This is a genomic window from Marinobacter sediminicola, from assembly GCF_031157525.1.
GTDB lineage: Bacteria > Pseudomonadota > Gammaproteobacteria > Pseudomonadales > Oleiphilaceae > Marinobacter > Marinobacter sediminicola.
Map to the genome: position 1 here is coordinate 1 of NZ_JAVIXR010000029.1, position 1664 is coordinate 1664.

The following is a 1664-nucleotide window of genomic DNA, read 5'->3' on the forward strand; positions in this document are numbered from 1 at the left end:
TGGCCGCAGTCAAGCCCACATGGATGTGCTCGTAGCGGTTTTTGGGAGGAAGCCACCACCGCTCTCATACTCCGGGCTTCAATCACATGGGAGCCGAAGCTCAATAAAGCACCGAATCCACAGGTAAACCACGAAGAGAGTTAGCGTAAGCCTCAACTATCTCAACGTCGATAAAGTGCCCGATAATCCCCGGATTTTCATGCCGGAAATTCACAATGCGGTTGTTCTCCGTGCGCCCTGAATACTCCCCGGGATCCTTCTTCGATAGCCCGGTTACCAGAATGCGCTGAGTCGAACCGACCATCTTGCGGCTAATATCCATCACCGTCTGGTTGATCCGGTCCTGCAGGATTTTAAGGCGCTGCTTTTTTACTTCCATCGGCGTTTCATCAGGCAGATCCGACGCGGGCGTGCCAGGGCGAGCGCTGTAAACGAAGCTGAAGGACATATCGAAACCGATATCGTTGATCAGCTTCATGGTGTCTTCAAAGTCTTTCTCGGTTTCACCCGGGAAGCCAATGATGAAATCTGAAGAAAAACTGATATCCGGACGAATCTTGCGCAGGCGACGAAGCTTGGACTTGTACTCCAGGGCCGTGTGGCCGCGCTTCATGGCTGCCAGAATACGATCCGAGCCGCTTTGAACCGGCAGGTGCAGGTGACTGACCAGTTCGGGAACCTGTTCGTACACTTCAATCATCGCATCGGTAAACTCAACCGGGTGCGAGGTGGTGTAGCGGATGCGATCAATGCCGTCGATCGTGGCAATCAGTGTGATTAACTCAGCCAAGTCCATCACGTCGCCATCGTGGGTTTCGCCACGGTAGGCGTTCACGTTCTGGCCCAGCAGGTTCACTTCCCGCACGCCTTGTCCGGCCAGGTGAGCCACTTCGGCGATCACGTCGTCTGCCGGGCGGCTGACTTCTTCGCCACGGGTGTAAGGCACCACGCAGAAGGTGCAGTATTTGCTGCAGCCTTCCATTATGGAAACGAACGCAGAAGGGCCATCCGCTCCGGGGTCGGGCAGGTTGTCGAACTTTTCGATTTCCGGAAAGCTCACGTCCACTACGCCCACGCCGTTACCTTTCATGCGTACTTCGGTAATCATATCCGGCAAGCGGTGCAGGGTTTGCGGTCCGAAAACCATGTCGACGTAGGGTGCACGATCCAGAATCGCCTGGCCTTCCTGGCTGGCGACACAGCCGCCAACGCCAATAATCAGTTCCGGGTTCTTTGATTTGAGCTTTTTCCAGCGACCCAATTGGTGGAACACTTTTTCCTGTGCTTTTTCACGGATGGAGCAGGTGTTCAGCAGCAGGATGTCGGCGTCATCTGGCGATTCGGTCATTTCAACCGCTTCGCCGGTTTTAAGAAGGTCGGCCATGCGGGATGAATCGTATTCGTTCATCTGGCAACCGTGGGTTTTGATGTACAGCTTTTTGGCCATGGGTCTCAACACAACTGGATGTATTTGGCGCCCGGAGCAGAAATTGGCCGGATTGCGCGCGCTGAAAAGGAGAACTGAGCATTATAACGGGGTGATCAATCTGCAACCAGCGTTGTCTCGGTAATCTGCCAGTTTTGCTGTGGTATTATGCGGGTTTTCTGACAATTTGAGCATGAAGCAGTTGGCGAGGTTCTTCCCAAAACACGCTACGAGCACA

The 1664-nt window shown here is 54.0% G+C and carries 1 protein-coding gene; it reads right to left on the minus strand.

Annotation, left to right across the window (positions count from 1 at the left end; all coding sequences use genetic code 11):
* Positions 1-100: 100 nt before the first annotated feature.
* Complete coding sequence (gene miaB, locus RG807_RS17645; RefSeq protein ID WP_309046048.1) at positions 101-1447, minus strand: tRNA (N6-isopentenyl adenosine(37)-C2)-methylthiotransferase MiaB; 1347 nt, start codon at positions 1445-1447, stop codon at positions 101-103.
* Between the last annotated feature and the right edge of the window lie 217 nt (positions 1448-1664).

Coding starts and splice junctions, on each gene's coding strand:
- miaB (WP_309046048.1), bottom strand. CDS start 1,447: ATGGCCAAAAAGCTGTACATCAAAACCCACGGTTGCCAGATGAACGAA.